This window comes from Apilactobacillus pseudapinorum (genome assembly GCF_040369555.1).
Classification (GTDB): Bacteria; Bacillota; Bacilli; order Lactobacillales; family Lactobacillaceae; genus Apilactobacillus.
The window spans coordinates 24,996-32,025 of the sequence record NZ_BAABVU010000013.1 but is presented as its reverse complement, the minus strand read 5'-3'; the positions used below and the strand labels follow the sequence as shown (position 1 = coordinate 32,025).

Sequence of the window (7,030 nt, the reverse complement as noted above, 5' to 3'; positions counted from 1 at the left end):
CCATTGGTTCACCCTTTAGGTGTTCAACAACAATTGAACCATCAATTCCGGCGTTGTGAGCAATTTGTCTAACTGGAGCTTCTAATGCACGAAGTACAATGTTAACCCCTGTCTTTTCATCGCCTTCAGCAGGAATTTCTTCTAGGTCTTTTAGAATATTGATAAATGCAGTTCCACCACCAGGAACAAAACCTTCTTCAACGGCAGCTCTAGTTGAGTTCAACGCATCTTCAATTCTGTATTTACGTTCTTTTAGTTCAGTTTCTGTGGCAGCACCAACACGGATAACTGCAACTCCACCAGCTAACTTAGCTAATCTTTCACGTAGCTTATCACGGTCAAATTCAGAAGTAGTAGTGTCTAATTGTGACTTGATTTCAGCTACTCTTGCAGCTAATTGATCTTTGTCACCAGCACCTTGAACGATAGTTGTATCGTCTTTAGTAACGTTAACCTTGTTTGATTGACCTAATTGTTCAATTGTAACGTCCTTTAGGTTTAAGCCTAAATCATCAGTAATAACTGTAGCACCAGTTAAAACAGCGATGTCTTGTAGTTGAGCCTTACGACGGTCACCGAAGCCAGGAGCTTTAACCGCAACTACGTTGAAAGTACCACGCATCTTGTTTAAAACTAATGTTGGTAAAGCTTCTCCACCAATATCATCAGCAATGATTAATAGTGAACGACCTTGTTCAACAACTGATTGTAATACTGGTAAGATTTCTTGGATGTTATTAATCTTCTTGTCAGTGATTAAGATGTATGGGTTATCTAAATCTGCTTGCATCTTGTCGTTATCAGTTACCATGTATTGTGACATGTAACCACGATCAAATTGCATCCCTTCAACTACATCCATAGTAGTGTTAACACCACGTGAATCTTCCACGGTAATTACACCATCGTTACCTACCTTTTCCATAGCGTCGGCAATTAATTCCCCAACTTCTGGATTAGCAGCAGAAATAGAAGCGATTTGTGCGATATCCTTCTTACTCTTAATTTCGTTAGACATCTTGTGTAGCTTTTCAACAGCTACTTCAGTTGCCTTTTCAATCCCACGTCTAACTCCAACTGGGTTAGCACCGGCAGTAACGTTTTTCATTCCTTCGTTCACGATAGCTTGAGTTAAAACAGTTGCAGTAGTAGTACCGTCACCAGCAATGTCATCAGTTTTTGATGCTACTTCTGAAACTAGTTTAGCTCCCATGTTTTCGAAATGATCAGGTAGTTCGATTGATTTGGCAATAGTTACACCATCATTTGTAATAGTTGGTGTTCCTAGTGATTGTTCAACAACAACGTTTCTACCTTTTGGTCCTAATGTTGTTTTTACTGTGTTCGCAAGTTTATCGACACCTTTTAACATTGAGTGTCTTGCATCTTCTGCAAATTTTACTTCCTTAGCCATATTTTTTCACCCCATTAATAAAATTATTCAACGATTGCTAAAATATCGTTTGACTTTAATACTAGGTAAGTCTTGTCGCCGTCATCTACTGAAGTACCTGCGTACTTATCGTATACAACTTTGTCACCCTTTTTAACCTCTGGTTTAATCGTTTCACCAGTTTGTAAAATGTGACCTCTACCAACCGCAACAACTACACCTGTTTGTGGTTTTTCTTTAGCGTTATTTGCTAACACAATGCCTCCGACAGTTTCTTCTTTAGCTTCTTGTGCTTCAACAATAACACGATCGCCTAATGGTTTTAACATTATCCTAGCCCCCATAAATTCCTTTTTATCATTTTTAGCACTCATTTGATAAAAGTGCTAAAGTCTATAAATAATATATTATTTTTTATTTCCCGTTGCAAGAATTATGTATCGATAAAACAAAAAAATGATGACCGCTTGGTCATCATTTTTTATGCACCTTCATAATGTTCAATGAAGTAAATTAAAGTTTGAAGTTCATTTGTTAAATCAACGTTTTGAATTCTAACGTTTTGTGGCACTGATAAACGCTTTGAAGTAAAGTTCATAATTCCCTTTGCGCCACCCTTAACCGCTTCGTCACATAGTTCTTGAACTACTGTCGCTGGAACGGTAAAGATAACTACTTCAATTTGTTGATCTCTTAGCTGTTCTTGTAAATCATGGACATCATAAACCGGTACTCCACTTTGGACGGTATTAATCATGTCGTCATGAATATCGAATGCTGCTGAAATTCTAACGTTACTATCTTTGTGAAAGTTAAAACGTAATAAAGCTTGTCCTAAATTACCTAACCCCACTAAAGCAACATTAGTTAAATGGTCTTGATTTAAAATCTTCTTGAAGAAGTCTAATAAGTTATCTACTTCGTAACCGTATCCTCGTTTACCTAACGCTCCAAAGTATGATAAATCTCTTCTAATGGTTGCAGAATCAACTTGAACTGCTTCGGCAAATGTACTAGATGATATTCTTTTAATTTTGGCATCATGTAAACCGCTTAGGTATCGGTAATACATAGGCAATCTTTTCGCTGTTGCCCTAGGAATTTTAATGTCCAAATTGTTCCCTCCCGAATCTTTCGTAACATTTATGTATTTTATCATAAAAATAAAGTTTGTGAAATAATTATCATCTTTTGAAAAAAGTCTTTCCGTTTCAAATTCATCCTCCTTTTATGCTAAAATAGTTAGTATTATTGATAAAACAAGGAATATCGGAGGTGAAATAAATGATTATTCTACAAGCAAATAAATTAACCAAACGATTTGGTGGCGAAGATCTTTTCACAAGCGTTAATTTAAGCATCGAAGAAAACAGTAAAGTAGCACTAGTTGGTCGTAACGGTGCCGGTAAATCAACCTTAGTGAAAATGATTTTAGGCGATGAAATCATCGATGATGGTGAAGTTACCACCAAAAAAGGAATTACAATTGGTTACTTAGCACAAAATACAGGTTTGAAATCTGATTTAACTATTATTGAAGAAATGACCAGCGTCTTTGCGGACTTAATTGAATTAGAAAATAAAATTCATGACTATGAACTTAAAATGGCTGATTCAACAATTAATAGTGACCCCGCTAAATTAGCTGAAGTTACTAAAACATATGATCAAATGCAAGCTGACTTTGCAGCTCAAAATGGTTTTTCATATCAAGCTGAAATCAAAGCTGTCTTAAACGGATTTGGTTTTGGTGAAGAGTCATATAACCATAAAATTAGTGAGTTATCCGGTGGACAACAAACCCAATTAGCAATGGCAAAATTGCTATTACAAAGAAAAGATTTACTAATTTTAGATGAACCTACTAACCACATTGATGTTAAAACAATTAGTTGGTTAGAAGACTACTTGAACTCTTATCACGGTGCCCTTCTAATCATTTCCCATGACCGTTACTTCATGGACAAAATAGTCGACGAAGTCTACGACTTAAGCCAAGGTAAAATGACTCATTATGTCGGTAATTATTCGAATTACGTTGAACAAAAGAAGTTAAATTACCAGCACCAACTAAAAGAATATGAAAAACAACAAAAGAAAATCAAAGAAATGCAGGATTTCGTTGATAAAAATATCGTTCGTGCATCAACCACTAAACGTGCTCAATCCAGGAGAAGTCAGTTAGAAAAGATGGATAAAATTAGCGCCCCTGTCAGAGACGATAAAAGTGCTAAACTAACTTTCACTCCTGAAAAGCAAAGTGGTAATGTCGTCTTAAAAGTTAATGATGCTTCGATTGGATATGATCATCATATTCTTTCATCAAACATAAATTTAGACGTTAAAAGAAATCAAGCAATGGCTTTAATTGGTCCTAACGGTGTGGGAAAATCGACACTGCTAAAAACCATTATGGACAAATTGCCACTAATCGATGGTGAAATAAACCGTGGTACCGGTGTTCAAGTAGGATACTATGATCAACATCTAGATAATTTAAGTTCTAATAAAACTGTCTTAAATGAAATTTGGGACGATTATCCTACCTATCCTGAACAAAGAATTCGTTCTATTTTAGGCAGTTTCTTGTTCTCTGGTAACGATGTTGAAAAAATCGTCGGTAACCTTTCCGGTGGTGAAAAAGCTAGATTAGTCTTAACTAAGTTAGCGATGAACCACGATAACTTTTTAATCTTAGATGAACCGACCAACCATTTAGACATTGATAGTCGTGAGGTCTTGGAAAACGCATTAATCAATTTTGATGGCACCATTTTATTCGTTTCTCACGATAGATATTTCATCAATAAACTAGCAACACAAATCGTTGAATTATCTAACGATGGTAGCGAACTATATCTAGGAAACTATGATTATTATGTGGAAAAGAAAGAAGAAAAAGAAGCTCTTCAACAACATCAACAAGCTGAACAATCAACTGAAGATGAACATAAAGAAGTTTCCGTTAAATCTCAAAATCAACAAGATTTTCTAGCTAATAAGGAAGCGCAAAAGCAAGAAAGAAAATTAAGACGATTAGTTGAGACTTTAGAAAGTCAATTGGAAGAAGCCCAATCCAATAAGGAAGCCATTGAAAATAAAATGGTTAATCCGGATGTGCTTAACGATATTGAAAAACTGAATGAACTACAAAATCAATTGAATGAAACTAACCAATCAATCGAATCCATTGAATCTCAATGGGAAGCAGCAATGATTGAACTAGAGCAATAAAAAAGATGAGGCATAATCGCCTCATCTTTTTTTATTCATCTAATAGGTCAAACTCTAAACTAGGATCTGCGTTTAAATCAACACCAGCAAAGATATTTTTCTTTGCCATTACATAACCAGCAGCACCAATCATCGCAGCATTATCACCACAAAGTTTGTTAGGTACCTTTACTAATTCAGTAGTATCAATTTGATCAATGGCATTGCCTAATGCAGTTCTCAAACCATTATTAGCTGCAACTCCTCCTGCCAATATCAATTGAGAAACTGGATATTCTTGTAGCGCTTTCTTAGTCTTATCGACTAAAACATCTACAACTGCACTTTGGAAACTAGCAGCTAAATCATTTTGATCTAGCGTTTCACCAATTTGTTCAGCGTGATGATTAGTGTTCAAGAATGCACTCTTTAATCCACTAAAACTAAAATCGAAGTTATCTTCTTTTTCCATTGCTCGAGGGAAATTAAATGTATCTTTTCCCTTGGCAGCCATTTCATCGACTTTGGGACCAGCAGGATAATTAATACCTAATACTCGTCCTACTTTATCATAAGCTTCACCAGCAGCATCATCCCTAGTTTCTCCAATAATCTTAAAGTCGCCTTCTTCTTGCATCAAGACAAGTTCAGTATGACCACCAGAAACAACTAGTGCTAATGCTGGGTAGTTAATTTTTGTCACGAAGCGACTGGCTAAAATATGTCCCGCAATATGGTTAACTGGAACCAATGGAATATCATGAGCCCAAGCAATTGTCTTGGCAGCAGTTACTCCAATTAATAATGCTCCAACTAATCCTGGACCATATGTCACCGCAATTGCATCAATATCATCATAGGTAACATCTGCTTGTTTCATTGCATCTTCAACACAGATTGTGATTTCCTCAATATGATGACGACTGGCCACTTCAGGCACAACTCCACCAAATCGCTTATGACTATTAATTTGCGTTGCAACAACGTTTGATAATATTTTTTCACCATCTTCAATAATTGCAACACTAGTTTCATCACAACTAGATTCAAATGACATAATTATATGTGGTTGCACAAAAAGACCTCATTTCTTTTACATTCCATAATTATTAGGAATTGTTTCGTATAAACTTAAATCTAATACCATATCAACAGCGTCTTCGTGATCACCGTCATAATAATTTTCTTTAACACCCATCTTTTTAAAACCTAAATCCAAATACAATCTTTGCGCTTTAACGTTGCTTACGCGAACTTCAAGTGAGACTGTTTTGTAGTTTAATTGACGCGCTTTTTTAATTATCTTAGCAACTAAGAAGTACCCCAATCCACGGTCTTGAAACTCTGGTTCAACGGCTACATTAGAAATATGACAATCTAGCTTTTTATCATTTAAGGAACTACCAATAAAAGCTACTAATTGATCATTTTGACGTAATAATAAATAGAATCGATCTAAACGTGGTTTTAATTCCGGAATGAATGCTTCTTCTGTCCAAGGAGCGACACCATCATAGACATCCCTTTCAATGCCAACCATTTCTGGGATATCAGTCACCATCGCTTTGGCTAAATAAAATTTATCGCCATTAATATCAACAATATGATTTTTAATATTCAAGTGTTCTTTTTTTAATAATCCTTTGGTATTCATGAACTTTGTCTGATACCAATTAATCAACTTTTTCAACATATGAAGTAACTTCTTCCCCCGGATGTTTTTCTCGCCAATCTAATTCCGCTTTTGTAAGTCTTAAATAATTTGGAACGAATGAATGAATATCTTTAACAGGTTCTTTAGTTTGACCGTATAATCCCAGTCTAGCTGCTTGAGGCAAATTATCAAAGCTATTCATGAAAACTAATTGATCACCAAATTTATTGGTAAGCGCTTCTTCAAAGTTCTTTGCATCTGCACCAATCGCATATACATTCTTACCAGCATTATCAATTTGATCTAACCATTTATCAAAATCAGTATGACGATCTGCTAGTACTGTCGTAACTCCATCATCTTTGATTTCGTAAAGACCTGTGAATACATTGTTATTTCTGGCATCAAAAACTGGCATAACCAGACTTTCTTTTTCGGAGACGTTTAACGCCAAAGTTTCCAAACTAGAAACTCCTACCAATTCAATACCAAGTGTAAATGCTAAAGTTTTAGCAGTCGCTGTCGCAATTCTAATTCCAGTATATGAACCCGGACCAGTTGCCACCACGATTCTTTGCAAATCAGTTGGTTTTAAATCTGTCTTTCGTACTAATTCATCAATAATTGGTAATAAATATTCCGCATGTTTTTGATGAACGGTAGTTGTTTCAGTTGCTAAAATTTGATCATCATCTAATATCGCAACGGTTAATTGTTTATTGGATGTGTCTAAAGCCAATACTTTCATCCGTTTTTTCGTCTCCCCAATA

The 7,030-nt window shown here is 35.5% G+C and carries 7 protein-coding genes; 1 reads left to right on the top strand and 6 read right to left on the bottom strand.

Going from position 1 to position 7,030, the window contains the following annotated elements:
- The 3 genes from groL to ABWU86_RS02905 all read right to left on the bottom strand — a co-directional run.
- Positions 1-1,414: chaperonin GroEL (gene groL / locus ABWU86_RS02915; RefSeq protein ID WP_353321315.1), on the bottom strand; the 1,414-nt coding region annotated here is incomplete at its 3' end.
- A 23-nt stretch (positions 1,415-1,437) separates the two neighbouring features.
- Positions 1,438-1,722 (bottom strand): co-chaperone GroES, encoded by a 285-nt coding sequence (groES, locus tag ABWU86_RS02910; RefSeq protein ID WP_293793075.1) that lies wholly within the window; start codon positions 1,720-1,722, stop codon positions 1,438-1,440.
- Positions 1,723-1,874: 152 nt separating this feature from the next.
- The gene (locus ABWU86_RS02905; RefSeq protein WP_293793076.1) at positions 1,875-2,507 is read right to left on the bottom strand and encodes a redox-sensing transcriptional repressor Rex; all 633 of its coding nucleotides are present in this window, start codon (positions 2,505-2,507) and stop codon (positions 1,875-1,877) included.
- 170 nt (positions 2,508-2,677) lie between these two features.
- On the opposite strand from ABWU86_RS02905, the gene abc-f reads away from it, so the two are divergent.
- Positions 2,678-4,627 (top strand): ribosomal protection-like ABC-F family protein, encoded by a 1,950-nt coding sequence (gene abc-f / locus ABWU86_RS02900; protein WP_293793078.1) that lies wholly within the window; start codon positions 2,678-2,680, stop codon positions 4,625-4,627.
- Positions 4,628-4,658: 31 nt separating this feature from the next.
- Here abc-f and tsaD read toward each other — a convergent pair whose 3' ends face one another.
- From tsaD to tsaB, 3 genes are read right to left on the bottom strand one after another with little or no spacing between them, the layout of a single operon-like run.
- The gene (gene tsaD / locus ABWU86_RS02895) at positions 4,659-5,663 is read right to left on the bottom strand and encodes a tRNA (adenosine(37)-N6)-threonylcarbamoyltransferase complex transferase subunit TsaD (RefSeq protein ID WP_293793216.1); all 1,005 of its coding nucleotides are present in this window, start codon (positions 5,661-5,663) and stop codon (positions 4,659-4,661) included.
- Between the two features lie 36 nt (positions 5,664-5,699).
- A complete protein-coding gene (gene rimI / locus ABWU86_RS02890; RefSeq protein ID WP_293793079.1) occupies positions 5,700-6,299 on the bottom strand; it encodes a ribosomal protein S18-alanine N-acetyltransferase in 600 nt (199 codons plus the stop codon).
- Positions 6,280-7,008 carry a tRNA (adenosine(37)-N6)-threonylcarbamoyltransferase complex dimerization subunit type 1 TsaB gene (gene tsaB / locus ABWU86_RS02885; protein WP_293793082.1) on the bottom strand — a complete coding sequence of 243 codons (729 nt, stop codon included), beginning with the start codon at positions 7,006-7,008 and terminating at the stop codon, positions 6,280-6,282. The genes rimI and tsaB overlap by 20 nt, the downstream gene beginning before the upstream one ends.
- Positions 7,009-7,030 lie beyond the last annotated feature (22 nt).